Source organism: Streptomyces sp. NPDC029956, assembly GCF_055574655.1.
Map to the genome: position 1 here is coordinate 36,114 of NZ_JBVHZJ010000049.1, position 15,926 is coordinate 52,039.

Below are 15,926 nucleotides of genomic sequence, written 5' to 3' on the forward strand. Positions count from 1 at the left end.
AAGAAGGGGGCTCGGTGTTCCGAGGCGCCACCCTCCTCCCCCCCCCCTCCTCTCTGTTTGTGGCTTTCCCCCCCCCCCCCCCCCCTCCCCCCCCCCCCCCCCCCCCCCCCCCGCCTCGCGGACATCGCGGCCCAGTCCGGGGTCAGCGAGGCCACCGTCAGCCGCGTCCTCAACGGCAAGGCGGGGGTGGCCGGCGCGACCCGGCACAAGGTGCTCGCGGCGCTCGACGTGCTCGGCTACGAGCGTCCCGTACGGCTGAAACGCCGCAGCGCGGGGCTCGTCGGGCTCGTCGTGCCCGAGCTGACCAACCCGATCTTCCCGGCGTTCGCGCAGGTCGTCGAGCAGGTCCTCGCCGGGCACGGCTACACCCCGGTGCTCTGCACCCAGATGCCCGGCGGCGCGACCGAGGACGAGCTCGTCGAGCAGCTCGTGGAGCGCGGGGTGGCCGGCATCGTCTTCCTCTCCGGGCTGCACGCGGACGCCTCCGCCGACCCGGCCCGCTACGCCCGGCTGACCGCCCGGGGCGTGCCGTACGTCCTCATCAACGGCTACAACGAGCACATCGACGCCAACTTCGTCTCCCCGGACGACCGGGCCGCGGCCCGCATGGCCGTTCGGCACCTGGTCGAGCTGGGGCACGAGCGCATCGGTCTCGCCATCGGCCCCACCCGCTACGTGCCCTCGCGCCGCAAGGCCGAGGGCTTCACCGCCGAGCTGTACGAACTCCTCGGTGTCGAACGCGCCGACGCGGAACGGTTCATCAGACCCACGCTCTTCGGTGTCGAGGGCGGCCATGCGGCCGCCGACATCCTGCTCGGCGAGGGCTGCACCGGCATCGTCTGCGGCTCCGACCTGATGGCGCTCGGCGTGATCCGCGCGGTTCGCGCCCGGGGCCTCGACGTGCCCGGGGACGTCTCCGTCGTCGGCTTCGACGACTCGCCCCTGATCGCCTTCACCAGCCCTCCGCTGTCCACCGTGCGCCAGCCCGTCCAGGCCATGGCGACGGCGGCCGTGGGAGCGCTCCTGGAGGAGATCGAGGGGAATCCCGTGCAGCGCACGGAGTTCGTCTTCCAGCCGGAGCTGGTGGTCCGCGGCTCCACGGCGCAGCCGCCGGCCCGCGCCGCGCTGCCGCAAGTCCTTGCGTAACAACTTGCGTTGCGGTGTCCGGAGGGTTGACCGGGCGTCGGGGCACTCGTACGGTCACGGCTGAAAACAGTTGCTGAAGCTTTCGGCAACTTCTTGCGACAGTGAAGTCAGCAGGAGGAATCATGGCCAGAAGAACCGTGGCCGCTGCACTCGCCCTCGTGGCGGGAGCTGCCGCTGTGGCCGTCACGGGAAACGCCCCGGCGCAGGCCTCCCCGCCCGGCGAGAAGGACGTCACCGCGGTGATGTTCGAGTGGAACTTCGCCTCGATCGCCCGGGAGTGCACCGATCGCCTGGGCCCCGCCGGATACGGATACGTCCAGGTCTCCCCGCCCCAGGAACACCTCCAGGGCGGCCAGTGGTGGACCTCGTACCAGCCCGTGAGCTACAAGATCGCCGGACGCCTCGGTGACCGCACCGCCTTCAAGAACATGATCGACACCTGCCACGCGGCCGGTGTCAAGGTCGTCGCCGACTCCGTCATCAACCACATGGCGAACGGCTCCGGCACGGGAACGGGCGGGACCCCGTTCTCCAAGTACGACTACCCGGGCCTCTACTCCGGCGCCGACATGGACGACTGCCGCTCCTCGATCTCCAACTACCAGGACCGCGGCAACGTCCAGAACTGCGAACTGGTCCAGCTCCCCGACCTCGACACCGGCGAGGACTACGTCCGCGGGAAGATAGCCGGATACCTCAACGACCTGCTCTCCCTCGGCGTCGACGGCCTCCGCATCGACGCCGCCAAGCACATGCCGGCCGCCGACCTCGCCAATATCAAGTCGCGGCTCACCAACCCCGGCGTGTACTGGAAGCAGGAGGCCATCTACGGCGGCGGAGAGGCCGTCTCCCCGAGCGAGTACCTCGGCACCGGAGACGTCCAGGAGTTCCGCTACGCCCGCGACCTCAAGCGCGTCCTCCAGAACGAGAAGCTCGCCAACCTCAAGAACTTCGGCGAGGCCTGGGGCTACATGCCCTCCGGCCAGGCCGGCGTCTTCGTCGACAACCACGACACCGAGCGCGGCGGCGACACCCTCTCCTACAAGGACGGCGCGAACTACACCCTCGCCTCCGTCTTCGCGCTCGCCTGGCCCTACGGCGCCCCCGACGTCCACTCCGGCTACGAGTGGACCGACAAGGATGCCGGACCGCCCAACGGCGGCCAGGTCAACGCCTGTTACGCCGACGGCTGGAAGTGTCAGCACGCCTGGCGCGAGATCTCCTCCATGGTCGCCTTCCGCAACACCGCGCGCGGCCAGGCCGTCACCGGCTGGTGGGACAACGGCAACAACGCGATCGCGTTCGGCCGCGGCTCCAAGGCGTACGTGGCCATCAACCACGAGTCCTCGGCGCTCACCCGCACCTTCCAGACCTCGCTGCCCGCCGGCTCCTACTGCGACGTCCAGTCGAACACCGCCGTGACGGTGAACTCGTCCGGCCAGTTCACGGCCACCCTCGGCGCCAACACCGCCCTGGCCCTGCACGTGAACGCGATGAACTGCGGCGGCGGTACGACCACGCCGCCGACGACCCCGCCCGCCACCCCGGGCGCCTCCTTCAACGCCACCGCCACCACCGTGGTCGGCCAGAACATCTACGTCACCGGCAACCGCGCCGAGCTCGGCAACTGGTCCCCGGCCGCCGCCCTCAAGCTCGACCCGGCCACGTACCCCGTCTGGAAGCTGACCGTCGGCCTGCCCGCCGGAACGGCCTTCGAGTACAAGTACATCCGCAAGGACGCCGCCGGAAACGTCACCTGGGAGTCCGGTGCCAACCGCATCGCGACCGTCCCCGCCTCGGGCCTGCTCGTCCTGAACGACACGTTCCGCAGCTGACCTTCCCTCCTCTCCAGGGCCGCCCCCACCCGGGGCGGCCCTCCCACCCGTACCCCCGTCCCTCCTCCAGGGAGCACCCCCGTGACACGCAAGAGAACGGCCGTCGCACTGGCCGCCGCCCTGTGCGCCGCCCTCGTGCCGGCCGTCCCCGCCGCCGCCGCGCCCAGGCCCCCGGCCCCGCCCTCCGACCGGACGCTCGCGGCCGAGCCCGCCCGCCAGGACCTCACCCGCGAGCAGTTCTACTTCGTCCTGCCCGACCGCTTCGCCAACGGCGAAACCTCCAACGACCGGGGCGGCCTCACCGGCAGCCGGACCCAGACCGGCTTCGACCCGACCGACAAGGGCTTCTACCAGGGCGGCGACCTCAAGGGCCTCACGGAGCGGCTCGACTACATCAAGGGCCTGGGCACCACCGCCATCTGGATGGCGCCGATCTTCAAGAACCGGCCCGTGCAGGGGGAGGGCAAGGACGCCTCCGCCGGCTACCACGGCTACTGGATCACCGACTTCACCCAGGTCGACCCGCACTTCGGGACGAACGAGGACCTGGAGAAACTGATCGCGGCCGCCCACCGCAAGGGCATGAAGGTCTTCTTCGACGTCATCACCAACCACACCGCCGACACCGTCGACTACGCCGAGCAGAAGTACGGCTACCGCCCCAAGGGCGCCTACCCGTACCTCGACAAGGACGGCCGCCCCTTCGACGACCGGGACGTCCTCGGCAAGGTCGACGCCGGTTCGTTCCCGTACACCCCCGTGGCCTCCACGGAGAAGGCGGACACCAAGGTCCCCGCCTGGCTCAACGACCCCACGATGTACCACAACCGGGGCGACTCCACCTGGGTCGGCGAGTCCGCCGAGTACGGTGACTTCGTCGGCCTCGACGACCTGTGGACCGAACGTCCCGAGGTCGTCGACGGCATGCGGAAGATCTACGAGAAGTGGGTCCGCGACTTCAAGATCGACGGATTCCGCATCGACACCGTCAAGCACGTCGACCTCGACTTCTGGACCCAGTGGGCCACCGCCCTCGACGCCTACGCCAAGAAGCAGGGCCGCGAGGACTTCTTCATGTTCGGCGAGGTCTACTCCGCCGACACCACCGTCACCTCCCCGTACGTCACCCGGGGCCGGCTCGACGCCACCCTCGACTTCCCCTTCCAGGACGCCGCCCGCGCCTTCGCCTCCCAGGGCGCCGGAGCCGACCGCCTCGCCAAGGTCTTCGCCGAGGACTACCGGTACACCACCGACAAGGCCAACGCCTACGAGCAGGTGACCTTCCTCGGCAACCACGACATGGGCCGCATCGGCACCTTCCTGAAGCAGGACAACCCGAACGCCTCCGACACCGAACTCGTCCGCCGGGCCACCCTCGCCAACGAGCTGATGTTCCTGTCCCGCGGCAACCCGGTCGTCTACTACGGCGACGAGCAGGGCTTCACCGGCCCCGGCGGCGACAAGGACGCCCGCCAGACCCTCTTCGCCTCGAAGACCGCCGACTACCTCGACGACGACCAGCTGGGCACCGACCGCACCCACGCCACCGACGCGTACGACCCCACGCACCCGGTGTACAAGTCCGTCGCCGCCCTGTCGAAGCTGACCCGCGACAACCCGGCCCTCCGCGACGGCGTCCAGCAGGAACGGTACGCCGAGGGCTCCGTCTACGCCTTCTCCCGTACGGACACGAAGACGCGCACCGAGTACCTCGTCGCCACCAACAGCGCCACCACCGACAAGACGGTCACCGTGCCCGTCGGCTCGGCGAACTTCCGCGCCCTGTACGGAGGCCAGGGCGCCGTGGCCGCGACGAACGGCAAGGTCACCGTCACCGTCCCCGCCCTCTCCTCCCTGGTCCTCAAGGCCGACAAGCCGCTCCCGGCCCCCGCCGTGAAGCCGTCCGTCAGCCTCAGGGCACCCGCCGCCGGAGCCACCGGCACCGTCGAGCTCAGCGCCGACGTCAGCGGCGGCGGCCTCAACCGCGTCGTCTTCGCCGCCCAGACCGGCAACGGCCGCTGGCAGACCCTCGGCACCGCCGACCACGCCCCCTACAAGGTCACCCAGCACGTCACCGCCCCCGCCGGCACCCCCCTGCGCTACAAGGCCGTCGTCGTCGACAGCACCGGCCGCACCGCGAGCGCCACCGCCGCGAGCACCGCGGGACAGGCCCCCGCGCCCGAGAAGCCCGTCGCCGTCGAGCGCGCCCACGCCGTCGTCCACTACAAGCGCGAGGACGGCGACTACGACGGCTGGACCCTGAAGGGCGCCGGCCAGGAAGCCGCCTTCACCGGCCGCGACGCCCACGGCGCCTTCGCCTGGGTCAAGGTCCCCGAAGGCGCGTCCACCGTCGCGTACACCGTCGAGAAGAACGGCACCGCCGACGGCCCGCAGCGCAGCGTCGACCTCGGCCGCACCGGCGAGGTCTGGATCACCCAGGGCCAGGACGGCCAGGCCGACACGAACCCGGCCCCCGCCACCCCGGACAAGACCAAGGCCGTCCTCCACTACCAGCGCGCCGACGGCGACTACGACGGCTGGGGCCTCCACACCTGGACCGGCGCCGCCCAGCCCACCGACTGGTCCAAGCCGCTCATGCCGGTCCGCTTCGACGCCTACGGCGCCGTCTACGAGGTCCCGCTCACCGAGGGCGCCGGCTCCCTCTCGTACATCCTCCACAAGGGCGACGAGAAGGACCTGCCCACCGACCAGTCCCTCGACCTGGCGAGCCTCGGCCACGAGGTCTGGATGCTCTCCGGACAGCCCAAGTACCTGCTGCCGACCGTCGGCGGCGCCCCGAACCTCGACCTCGGCAAGGCCGAGGCCCAGTGGATCGACCGGAACACCGTCGTCTGGAAGGTCAAGGCCACCGAGGCCACCAGCCAGCAGCTCGTGTACGCCGAGAACGGCGGGATCACCGTCACCGACGGCGCCCTGAACACCGAGGGCCAGTGGCTCCGGCTCAACCAGACCGCCCTCACCGACGCCCAGAAGGCGAAGTACCCGCACCTCACGGGGTACCCGGCCTTCACCGTCGACCCCCGCGACACCGACCGCGTCCGCGACTCCCTGCGCGGACAGCTCGTCGCCACCCAGCGCGCCGCCAACGGCGCCCTGCTCGCCGCCACCGGCGTCCAGACCGCCGGCATCCTCGACGACCTGTACGCGAAGAAGGCCACCGGCGCCGCTCTCGGCCCCGTCTTCCGCGGCGGCAAGGTCGGCCTCTCCGTCTGGGCCCCCACCGCCCGGTCCGTGGCCCTCGAACTCGACGGCCGGACCGTGCCCATGCGGCGCGACGACACCTCCGGCGTCTGGTCCGTCACCGGCCCCAAGTCCTGGACGGGCAAGCCGTACCGCTACGTGGTGAAGGTCTGGGCCCCCACCGTCCAGAAGGTCGTCACCAACAAGGTCACCGACCCCTACTCCACCGCCCTCACCACCGACTCCGCCCGCAGCCTCGCCGTCGACCTCACCGACCCGAAGCTCGCCCCGGCCGGCTGGCGCGGCCTCGACAAGCCGGCCGCCGTACCGCTGCGCGACGCCCAGATCCAGGAACTCCACATCCGTGACTTCTCCGTCGCGGACCCGACGGCGAAGGCCGACCACCGGGGCACCTACCTCGCCTTCACGGACAGGAACAGCAAGGGCTCGAAGCACCTGCGCGACCTCGCCGCCTCCGGCACCTCCTACGTCCACCTCCTCCCGGCCTTCGACATCGGCACCATCCCCGAGGAGAAGTCCGACCGGACCGATCCCGCCTGCGACCTGAAGATCTACGCCCCCGACTCCGAGGAGCAGCAGGCCTGCGTCGCCGCCGCCGCGGCCAAGGACGCCTACAACTGGGGCTACGACCCCCTGCACTACACGGTCCCCGAGGGCTCCTACAGCACCGACCCCGAAGGCACCCGCCGCACGGTCGAGTTCCGGCAGATGGTCCAGGCCCTCAACGGCAACGGCCTGCGCACCGTCATGGACGTCGTCTACAACCACACCGTCGCCGCCGGACAGTCCGACAAGTCCGTCCTCGACAAGATCGTCCCCGGCTACTACCAGCGCCTCCAGGCCGACGGCACCGTCGCCACCTCCACCTGCTGCGCCAACACCGCACCCGAGAACGCGATGATGGGCAAGCTCGTCGTCGACTCCATCGTCACCTGGGCCAAGGACTACAAGGTCGACGGCTTCCGCTTCGACCTCATGGGCCACCACCCCAAGGACAACATCCTCGCCGTGCGCAAGGCCCTGGACGAGCTCACCCTCGCCAAGGACGGCGTCGACGGCAAGGCGATCATCCTCTACGGCGAGGGCTGGAACTTCGGCGAGATCGCCGACGACGCCCGCTTCGTCCAGGCCACCCAGAAGAACATGGCCGGCACCGGCATCGCCACCTTCTCCGACCGCGCCCGCGACGCCGTCCGCGGCGGCGGCCCCTTCGACGAGGACCCCGGAGTCCAGGGCTTCGCCTCGGGCCTCTTCACCGACCCCAACACCTCCACCGCCAACGGCACCCCGGAGCAGCAGAAGGCCCGGCTCCTCCACTACCAGGACCTCATCAAGGTCGGCCTGACCGGCAACCTCGCCGACTACTCCTTCACCGACACCTCCGGCCGTACCGTCAAGGGCAGCCAGGTCGACTACAACGGCGCACCCGCCGGATACGCCGCCGCCCCCGGCGACGCCCTCGCCTACGCCGACGCCCACGACAACGAGGCCCTGTACGACGCGCTCGCCTTCAAGCTCCCGGCGGGCACGCCGGCCGCCGACCGGGCCCGTATGCAGGTCCTCGCCATGGCCACCGCGACCCTCTCGCAGGGCCCGGCGCTCTCCCAGGCGGGCTCGGACCTGCTGCGCTCCAAGTCCCTCGACCGCAACTCCTACGACAGCGGCGACTGGTTCAACGCGATCCACTGGGACTGCGGCGACGGCAACGGCTTCGGCCGCGGCCTCCCGCCGGCCCCCGACAACAAGGCCAAGTGGGGCTACGGCAAGCCGCTCCTGGTGAACCCGGCCCTGAACGTCGGCTGCGAGCAGATCGACGGCGCCTCCGCCGCGTACCGCGACCTCCAGAAGATCCGTACCACCGAGCCGGCCTTCTCCCTCGCGACCTCGGGCCAGGTGCAGGACGCCCTGTCCTTCCCGCTCTCGGGCCGCGAGGAGACCCCGGGCGTGATCACGATGCGCCTGGGCGACCTGGTGGTGGTCTTCAACGCGAGCACACGGCAGCAGACGCAGCGCGTCTCCGGCCTGGCCGGGACGCCGTACGCCCTGCACCCGGTGCAGGCGAACGGCTCCGACACGGTCGTGAAGACGTCGTCCTACGAGCCGGGTTCGGGCACCTTCACGGTCCCGGCGCGGACGGTGGCTGTCTTCACGACGAAGTGACGCCCCCACCCGGGGTGAGCGACCGCTCCATCAGGGTCACCCCGTAGCGCGTGCCGTCGGCGGCGAGCTTTCCCGGCTCCTCGCCGACGGCGCGGTACCCCGCGGCCTCGTAGTACGTACGCAGCCGCGGGTTGTTCGACAGACAGTCCAGCCGGGCCACCGACCGCCCACCGGCCGCCACGCGGCCCTCGGCGTGCGCGAGCAGCGCCCGCCCTGCCCCGGCGGGCGCGGCCGCCCGGTCCGTCATCAGCCGGTGGACGTACCCGGCGACCGGCGGCTGCGGGCCCCAGGCCTGCTCGTCCTCCCACCACAGCTCGTACGCGCCGACGGCACGACCGTCGTGGGACGCCAGCCACACCTCGCCGGAGGCGACGCGCTCACGGAAGTGACCGGCACCCTTGCCACCGGGCTTCCACTGGTCGATCCCGTTCCGCAGCATCCACCGGGCCGCGCCGTCGTACATCCCCGCCAGCAGGTCCGCGTCGCGGGCGTCCGCCTGCCGGAAGGTCACTTGTGCCGTCATGGCGATCACCGTAAAGGTATGGCCAGACATCCGACAGCCGTATCCCTCTGGCCGGGAGTGCCCCATGCCGCAGATCACCGTCGACCACTCCGCGCCCCTCGACCGGCGCGGCTTCGCGCTCGCCCTGCACCCGCTCGTCGTGAAGACGGTCGACACGTCCCTCGACGCCTGCAAGACCCGGTTCCGCGAGGTCGACGAGACGGTCGTCGGCGACGGTGCGACCGAGGACGCCCTCGTCCACGTCGAGATCGCGCTGCTCCCGGGCCGTACGGACGAGCTCAAGGGGCGCCTCGCGGAGGCGGTCCTCGCCCTCCTCCCGGAGTACCTCAAGGCGCCCGACGGGGTCCGCCTCTCGGCCGAGGTCCGCGACCTGGAGGCGTCCTACCGCAAGCGCTGATCGGGTACGGAGGGCGCCTCGGGCGTGGCCGAGGGCACCAGTGCGACGAGCCGGGCCACCAGCTCCCCGAAGGGGCCGTCGGCCGGCTCGTCCGCGAGGATGCCGACCAGGATCGCCGCCATGTCCGCGTCGTACGCGGCACTCACCGCGGCGAGCGCCCCGAAGTCGTGCACGAGCTGCAACTCCAGCTCGGCGCGCGGGACCCGGCGGCCGTCCAGCCAGATCAGCGCTGTCGACTCGGCGAGCGACACCCAGGAACGCACGACCAACTCGAGCCTGGCCGAGGGCTTCTCGACCTGGAGATGGGCGAGGATCTGCACGTAGGCGGCGTGCCGCACCTCGTCGATCATCGCGTTCGTCGTGGAGGAACCCACCGCGGGCCCGCCGCGCATCAGCGCCGCGAACCCCGGCCCGTGGTCGTCGACGAAGTCGAAGAACCGGCCCATCACCCGCAACAGCCGGGCCCCCAGCGGCCCCTGCGGAGGCTCCACGAACCGGGCCGCCAACTCGTCGGCCGCGCGCCGGAGCGCCGCCTCGTAGAGGCTCTGCTTGCCGGGGAAGTAGTGGTAGACCAGCGGCCGAGAGATCCCCGCGGCCGCGGCGATCTCGTCGATGGACACCTCGTCGGGAGAGCGGTGGCTGAAGAGTTCGAGGGCCACCCCGATCAACTGCTGCTTGCGCTCCTCGACGCCCATCCTGCGGCGTACACCGGTCGTCATACGAACAGCCTAACGTCGTCCGATACGCTCCTGCCCCATGAGCGCTTCCGACCAGGACACCCCGGCCGTCAAGGCCATCGAGGCCCCGGAGGCCCCCGAGGCCGAAGAGGCCGACGCCGTACGCGAGGAGCCCGCCGCCGAGGCTCCGAAGACGGCCGCGGCGGACGCTGACGGCGCCGACGAGGACGGCGCCGACGCCGACGAACTCGACGATGACGATGACGAGGGCGAGGACGACGCCGACGAACTCGACGACGAGGACGACGCCGACGAACTCGACGACGAGGACGACGCCGACGAACTCGACGACGAGGACGACGCCGACGAACTCGACGACGAGGACGACCCCGCCGCCGTCGACGGCCTCACGCCCAAGCAGGCGCGGCGCATCCGCGTCGCCGTCGCCTCCGTGCTGCTCGTCACGATGGCCGTCGTCCTGGTGGTCCGTCTCGCGAGCCGGACGTCCGTCCTGGTCGTCGGGGTGTACGGACTCGCGATGATCCTCTGCGGGATCGTGATCGAACTCTCCCGCAACGGCCGTACGCGGCTCGGCACCTGGCTCCTGGTGGGAGGCCTCCTCGCCGCGCTGGCCCTCGACTGGCTGGTCCTGCCGTGACCCCTGCTAGAGGTCGAGGACGAGCCGCTCTCCCGCGCAGCGCGAGACGCAGATCAGCATCGAGTCGTCCCGCTCGGCGTCGGTGAGCAGCTCGTCCCGGTGGTCGATCTCGCCCTCGACGACCCGCTGTCGGCAGGTTCCGCAGAAGCCCTGCCCGCAGGAGTACATGAGGCCGGGGACCTCCTCGCGGACCGCCGCGAGCACCGACTGGTCCGCCGCCACCCGCACCGTACGTCCGGAGCGGCGCAGCTCGACCTCGAAGGCCGTGCCGCCGGTCGTCGCGGCGGCCGAGAAACGTTCGAGGCGAGGGGTCCGGCCTTCCGGCATCGCCGCCGTCACGGCGTCCATGAGCCCGTCGGGACCGCAGCAGTAGACGGGGGTGCCGGCCGGTACGCCGGCGAGGAAGCCCAGGTCGGGGTATCCGGATTCGTCCTCGGCGACGACGGTCACCCGGTCGCCGGCGCGGCCGAGGGACTCGATCTCCGCCAGGTACGGCATGGTGGCGCGGCTGCGTCCGCAGTACACGAGCCGCCAGTCCGCCCCGGCCGCCTCGGCGGCGCGCAGCATCGGCAGCACCGGTGTGATGCCGATGCCGCCGGCGACGAAGACGTAGGCGGGGGAGTCGACGAGCGGGAAGCGGTTGCGGGGGCCCCGGATCTCGATCTCCGCGCCTTCGTGGAGCTGCTCGTGGACCTCGCGCGAGCCGCCCCGGCCGCCCTGCCGGCTGTCGATCAGCCGGGTCGCGACGGTGTACGTGGCGGGGTCGGCCGGGTCGCCGCAGAGCGAGTACTGCCGGACGAGCCCGGAGGGCAGGACGAGGTCGATGTGCGCGCCGGGCTGCCAGGCGGGCAGTCCGCGTCCCTCCAGGCGCAGTTCGACGACCCCGTCGGCCGGGGTGGTGCGCGCGGTGACACGGGCCTTGCGGGGGACGGTGCTGCCCCGGCCGTATCCCGACACGGGCCGGTCGAGGGCGGGCATCGGCCACAGCGGGGCGGTCGTCATCCGGCTGCGGACGGCACGGCGGACGAGCAGCGCGGCCCCGGCGACGAGGGCGACGGTGGTGAACCGGGGCATCAGTGGCCTCCGTTGGCGCCGGGGGAGGAGGCCAGGTAGGCCATCGCCTGTGCGGTGTCACCCTCCTGGGAGGGGTGGTAGGCGCGGCTCAGGTAGCGGGGTATCGAGCGCAGCATGTCCGGGGTGGAGGGCAGCACGCCCTGCCGGCCCTTGCGGACGAACTGGCCGAAGGAGGCCTTGCCGTCGAGGAGGGTGGGGTCGTTCTCCATGAAGAAGCGGACGCCCCGCTGCCAGAGGAAGACGAGCGCGGAGAACGCGAGCGCCCAGGTGCGGGCGCGGCGTCGGTAGCCGCCGTCGAGGTGCATGAACAGCTCGAAGGCGACCGAGCGGTGTTCGACCTCCTCCGCGCCGTGCCAGCGCAGCAGGTCGAGCATGGTGGGGTCGGCGCCGACCCGGTCGAGCGCGTCGGCGTTGAGCACCCAGTTGCCGAGGAACGCGGTGTAGTGCTCGATCGCGGCGATCATCGCGACCCGCTCCATCAGCCACCAGCGGCGCGGCCGGCCCGGGGGCAGGGTCCGGTCCCCGAGGAGCTTCTCGAAGAACCAGTCGACCTGCGCGGTGTACGGCGTCGGGTCGAGGCCCTGCTCCCGGAGGTGGGGCAGGACGTCGTCGTGGGCCTGGGAGTGGATGGCCTCCTGGCCGATGAAACCGATGACGTCCGCGCGCAGCCGGTCGTCGGTGATGTACGGCAGCGCCTGCTCGTAGACGTGCACGAACCAGCGCTCGCCGGCCGGGAGCAGCAGGTGCAGCACGTTGATGGTGTGCGTGGTGAAGGGATCGCCGGGTACCCAGTGGAGTGGAGTCTCCTCCCAGTCGAAGGAGACCTTTCGGGCCTTGAGCTCGACGTGCTCCGACGCCACCGGTGCAGGCTGCGTATTAGACATGGCGTCAATGTACTGAGGGGTAGCGCGGGGCGACAGAGGTGTGCACGGTCTTTTTGGCCGGTGGGGGAGCGGCTGCCCCACCTCCCCCACCCGGCCCACGCCTCACCTCAGCGCGCTCACCCTGGTCCCGTCCGACAGGGTCCCGTCGAGGTCCGCGCGGGCCCCGGCCGCGGCCTTCACCGCCAGCAGTGGCCCGTCGGACCGGCCCTTCACCCCGCCGGAGGTCTCCAGGGCGGTGAACTCCGGGCTTCCGGCGGCCAGCACGTACCAGCCACCGCCGGGCGCCTGCCAGAGCACCCCCGCCAGGACCCGGGGATCGCGCACACCGCAGGCGGGCGACCCCTCGGAACGGGCCGCGAGCGCGGCGGGCGTGGTGGGCGACGGGACCAGGAACTGGGCGAGGACCCGACTGCCGGTGCCGCGCCAGGTCTCCGCGCGGGTGCACAGCCAGGTGCCGCGCCCGGCGCCCTCGGGCAGCGGCTGCCGGGCGAACTGCCAGGCGCTCACGGACCGCACGCCGTGCGCCCGTACCGCCGTCAGCTGGCACGCGGTCCGCGCCCAGGCCTCGCGCGCCTCGGGCTGCGTGGCGTCGACGGGAGCGGCGGGCGGCCCCCAGAGCAGCCGGGCGGGCGCGAGCTCCCCGAGATCGGCGAGCATCCGGAGCCCGGAACCGTCCCGTACCTGAAGGGTGTTCCACCGAGTGCAGCCCTTCGCGAGCGCGGGACTGGTCATCGGCTCGGTCACCCCTGCGGCATCGCGCCCCAGCGGCCTCGCGTCCTCGCCGGGCGCGAGGAGATCCCGCACAGCGGTCTCCCGCACCCAGGGGGCCGTCAGATAACGGACGTTGCCAGCCGCGCGGGACAGGACGAGCGCGGCCGAGCCGACGGCGTCGGCCCCGTCGGTCCGCGCGAAGTCGAGCGCGGCACCGGCCGTACCCCCGACGGGCTCCGCGTACCGCACGGCCCGCAGTCCGTCGTGCAGGAGCACCACCCGGGCCCCGTCGACCACCCCGGCGAAGAGCAGCTGCGGCGGCCCCATGGGCGGCCCGACCGGCGTCCCGGGCGTGGCGGAGGACTGTACGGACGCACCGGGCCGCGCCCACACGGCGAGCGCCCGCCGCAGCAGCGCGCGGTCCCCGGTGAGCGCACCGCGCGCGGGCCAGACGGAGAAGTCCTGCCGGGTGGAACCCGGCCAGACGGCCGGACCGACCCGCTTGAGCGCCCCGGGATCGAGCGCGGCCTCGGCGGCGGGGTTACGGGCGTACGAGGGCGCAGCAGCACCGTTTCTGCCCCACCCGTCCCCGGGCAACCCGAGCAGCGCCCCGCACACGAGCAACGCGGCGACGGCCACGATCCCGGCCCGCGCGTGCTGCCGCCGCCGCAGGAGATCGGTGGGCCGCGCCTGCAGCGCACAGGGATCGAACTCGTCCGACTCCAGCAGGGCGACACCGCTCCGGCGACCACCGGGGTCGAAGGCAGGCCGAGCCGGGGGGACGCCCTGGGAGCCCGTGCCTTCCGCGGGGCCGGACACGTCGTGCCCGGGCCGGTCGCCGCCCGCGCCTCCGGCTCCGCCCGCGCCTCCGGCTCCGCCCGCGCCTTCGCCCGCGCCTGCTGCTCCGCCCGCGCCTTCGCCCGGGCCTGCTGCTCCGCCCGGGCGACCGGCTCCGGCCCGGCCGGGTCCCGCCTGCTCGCCGGCCCCGCCCACCGGACCGGCCCCGTCCGCGCCCGGGGGACGGGGCGGCCCGTCCGGTCCGCCACCCGGGGCCTCCGGCCCGTCCTCCAGCGCGTCCGCCTCCGTCAGCGCCGCCGACGGGTCCTCCACCCCCGCCGCCGCGAGCACCCGCAGGACCTCCGCGTCGCCCTGGCGTTCCAGTCCCCGCAGGACGTACGCCGCGCGCCCCGGGCCGGAGAGCCGGGACAGCCGCTGGTCCAGGGCGAGTTCGTCCGCGCCGCCCACCCGCGGGAACAACCGCAGTCCCCACACGTGCGGCAGCAGCGGCGGGAGCTGCGCCCGGCGCGGCAGCGCGAGGCGCCGCAGCGGCAGCCCCGCGACGAGCGCCTGCCGCAGCACCTCACCCCGTACGTACGCGTAACCGGGATCGACCGCGTCCTCCGCGAGCCGCGGCTCCGGCACGGCCGGACCGGCGACCCGGCGGCGCGGCAGCGAACGCTGGACGAGCGCGTGCGCCGTCAGCACCCGGCGGTTGCGGCCGAGCGACGGCGGCAGCACGAGGTAGGCGATGCGGACGAGACGCGGATAGCGCTCGACGAGCGCGGCCTCGGCCTGCTCGACGTCGACGGGGCCCACGGGCGAGGGAACGAGATCCTTGGTGCTCACATTCAGCAGAACGAGCGATTCTTCCGATGGTCACCCCGGCGGCGCACGAGGAGCCGCCGCGACCGACCCGCCCGGCCACGCGGCGGCGGACACCGCAGCCGACGCCCCGGCCGGCTCACCCCGCGCGTACCGTCAGCCGCTCACGGATCCGTTCCGTCACCTCGTCCGGGACCCCGAGCCCCTCCCGTACGTACCGCTCCATCGACCCGTGCCGGACCGCCACTTCGTCGAGCGCCGCGTCCAGGTACTGCGGCAGGACCCCGATCAGATCGAGCGCGAGATCGGGGTCGCCGCCCTGGGCCGTGAACCCCTCGATCATCGGCGCGAACGCCTGCCGTACGGCCGTGTTGACCGACAGGTACTCCTCCCGCACGGTCCTCTCGTCGGCGCCGAGCAGCGACAGGACGACCGTCGCCGCCCACCCCGTCCGGTCCTTCCCCGCCGAACAGTGGAAGAGCAGCGGCCCGGCGTCCGGAGCGCCCAGCTCGGTGAGGAGGGTCCCGTAGGCGGTGCGGGCGGACTCGCCGGAGACGAAGGTCCGGTACGTCCGGGCGAAGGCCGCCCGGACCTGGCCCCCGCCGAGGTGCTCCTCGGCGAGCGCCGGGTCGGTGAGCAGTGCCTTGAGGCGGGCGGCGGGCGGCAGCCCACTGGTGGCCAGATGGTCGGCGAGCACGTCGGCGACGAGGCCCCGGGCACCGGGGGGAAGCTGGTCGGGCCGGTCGGCGCGTTCGGTCTCCGTACGGAGGTCGACGACCGTACGGATGCCCAGCGCGGCCACGGCGGGCTCGGCCGGGTCCAGCCGTTCGAGCTGGGCGGAACGCAGGACGAGGCCCGGACGGACGGACCGCCCGGCAGCGAGCGGCAGTCCGCCCAGGTCACGGAGGTTGGCGACGGAGGTGGCGGGGATGGCGGGCATGACGTCGACTCCTCCGGTACGTACGCGTTCGTGTCGACCGTAGTGGATCAACGCGAAACGAGCAGTTTCAGACGTTTCACACCACTTCGTCCGACGC

Annotated in this window: 11 protein-coding genes; 5 read left to right on the forward strand and 6 right to left on the reverse strand. The window is 72.5% G+C overall.

Translation table 11 applies throughout. From position 1 onward, the window contains the following. Positions 1-57 precede the first annotated feature (57 nt). The 3 genes from ACZ4XX_RS30440 (at position 58) to pulA (ending at position 8,363) form a co-directional block, all read left to right on the forward strand. Positions 58-1,146, forward strand: coding sequence for a LacI family DNA-binding transcriptional regulator (locus ACZ4XX_RS30440; protein ID WP_468511083.1), 1,089 nt, complete (start codon positions 58-60; stop codon positions 1,144-1,146). Between the two features lie 122 nt (positions 1,147-1,268). Further along, a complete protein-coding gene (locus ACZ4XX_RS30445; protein ID WP_468511084.1) occupies positions 1,269-2,981 on the forward strand; it encodes a carbohydrate-binding module family 20 domain-containing protein in 1,713 nt (570 codons plus the stop codon). Between the two features lie 81 nt (positions 2,982-3,062). Further along, on the forward strand, positions 3,063-8,363 hold the full coding sequence (pulA, locus tag ACZ4XX_RS30450) for a pullulanase-type alpha-1,6-glucosidase (RefSeq protein ID WP_468511085.1): 5,301 nt from the start codon (positions 3,063-3,065) through the stop codon (positions 8,361-8,363). On the opposite strand, the gene ACZ4XX_RS30455 is transcribed toward pulA, so the two are convergent. After that, positions 8,350-8,886 (reverse strand): GNAT family N-acetyltransferase, encoded by a 537-nt coding sequence (locus ACZ4XX_RS30455; RefSeq protein ID WP_468511086.1) that lies wholly within the window; start codon positions 8,884-8,886, stop codon positions 8,350-8,352. The two genes, pulA and ACZ4XX_RS30455, sit on opposite strands and share 14 nt — an antisense overlap. 64 nt (positions 8,887-8,950) lie before the next feature. On the opposite strand from ACZ4XX_RS30455, the gene ACZ4XX_RS30460 reads away from it, so the two are divergent. Continuing rightward, on the forward strand, positions 8,951-9,283 hold the full coding sequence (locus tag ACZ4XX_RS30460; protein ID WP_468511087.1) for a 5-carboxymethyl-2-hydroxymuconate Delta-isomerase: 333 nt from the start codon (positions 8,951-8,953) through the stop codon (positions 9,281-9,283). Here ACZ4XX_RS30460 and ACZ4XX_RS30465 read toward each other — a convergent pair. Next, a complete protein-coding gene (locus ACZ4XX_RS30465; RefSeq protein WP_468511088.1) occupies positions 9,268-10,002 on the reverse strand; it encodes a TetR/AcrR family transcriptional regulator in 735 nt (244 codons plus the stop codon). The genes ACZ4XX_RS30460 and ACZ4XX_RS30465 overlap by 16 nt on opposite strands. Before the next feature lie 37 nt (positions 10,003-10,039). Here ACZ4XX_RS30465 and ACZ4XX_RS30470 point away from each other — a divergent pair, with 37 nt between their 5' ends. Further along, positions 10,040-10,618, forward strand: coding sequence for a hypothetical protein (locus tag ACZ4XX_RS30470; RefSeq protein ID WP_468511089.1), 579 nt, complete (start codon positions 10,040-10,042; stop codon positions 10,616-10,618). Positions 10,619-10,624: 6 nt separating this feature from the next. Here the strand turns inward: ACZ4XX_RS30470 and ACZ4XX_RS30475 are convergent, their stop codons facing one another. The 4 genes from ACZ4XX_RS30475 to ACZ4XX_RS30490 form a co-directional block, all read right to left on the reverse strand. Continuing rightward, a complete protein-coding gene (locus ACZ4XX_RS30475; RefSeq protein WP_468511090.1) occupies positions 10,625-11,692 on the reverse strand; it encodes a PDR/VanB family oxidoreductase in 1,068 nt (355 codons plus the stop codon). Then, on the reverse strand, positions 11,692-12,576 hold the full coding sequence (locus tag ACZ4XX_RS30480) for a metal-dependent hydrolase (protein WP_468511091.1): 885 nt from the start codon (positions 12,574-12,576) through the stop codon (positions 11,692-11,694). Before ACZ4XX_RS30480 ends, ACZ4XX_RS30475 begins: the two co-directional genes overlap by 1 nt. Before the next feature lie 102 nt (positions 12,577-12,678). Beyond that, complete coding sequence (locus tag ACZ4XX_RS30485; protein ID WP_468511092.1) at positions 12,679-14,913, reverse strand: hypothetical protein; 2,235 nt, start codon at positions 14,911-14,913, stop codon at positions 12,679-12,681. 115 nt (positions 14,914-15,028) lie between these two features. After that, complete coding sequence (locus tag ACZ4XX_RS30490; RefSeq protein ID WP_468511093.1) at positions 15,029-15,829, reverse strand: tyrosine-protein phosphatase; 801 nt, start codon at positions 15,827-15,829, stop codon at positions 15,029-15,031. Positions 15,830-15,926: the final 97 nt, after the last annotated feature.

Coding starts and splice junctions, on each gene's coding strand:
- ACZ4XX_RS30445 (WP_468511084.1), top strand. CDS start 1,269: ATGGCCAGAAGAACCGTGGCCGCTGCACTCGCCCTCGTGGCGGGAGCT.
- ACZ4XX_RS30455 (WP_468511086.1), bottom strand. CDS start 8,886: ATGACGGCACAAGTGACCTTCCGGCAGGCGGACGCCCGCGACGCGGAC.
- ACZ4XX_RS30460 (WP_468511087.1), top strand. CDS start 8,951: ATGCCGCAGATCACCGTCGACCACTCCGCGCCCCTCGACCGGCGCGGC.
- ACZ4XX_RS30465 (WP_468511088.1), bottom strand. CDS start 10,002: ATGACGACCGGTGTACGCCGCAGGATGGGCGTCGAGGAGCGCAAGCAG.
- ACZ4XX_RS30470 (WP_468511089.1), top strand. CDS start 10,040: ATGAGCGCTTCCGACCAGGACACCCCGGCCGTCAAGGCCATCGAGGCC.
- ACZ4XX_RS30475 (WP_468511090.1), bottom strand. CDS start 11,692: ATGCCCCGGTTCACCACCGTCGCCCTCGTCGCCGGGGCCGCGCTGCTC.
- ACZ4XX_RS30480 (WP_468511091.1), bottom strand. CDS start 12,576: ATGTCTAATACGCAGCCTGCACCGGTGGCGTCGGAGCACGTCGAGCTC.
- ACZ4XX_RS30490 (WP_468511093.1), bottom strand. CDS start 15,829: ATGCCCGCCATCCCCGCCACCTCCGTCGCCAACCTCCGTGACCTGGGC.